The following is a 247-nucleotide window of genomic DNA, read 5'->3' on the forward strand; positions in this document are numbered from 1 at the left end:
ACCTCCCACAGACCGCCCCGCGTCATCGGCCCGATGCAGCAGAGCGCGTCCTGCGCCTGCCCCGATCGATCGACCACGCGCGATTGCGCAGCGACGGCGATGCCCAGTCGCAGCGGATCGGGCCGGATCGCTCCGCGCGTCGCCAGCGTCCGCAGCAGCGTGTCGTCGGTCCGCGTCAGGTCGCCCTGCGGCCCCGTGCAGTTGACGATACGCGCCGCGCGCAGCGTCTCTACCGCGTCGCCGTGGC

1 pseudogene is annotated in these 247 nt (G+C 73.7%); it reads right to left on the reverse strand.

The features are described from left to right. Nucleotides 1-247, reverse strand: a pseudogene (locus AC0IYH_RS33250) (FAD/NAD(P)-binding protein); the annotation flags it as partial.

The sequence above is a fragment of the Pseudomonas sp. AC463 genome (assembly GCF_979253585.1).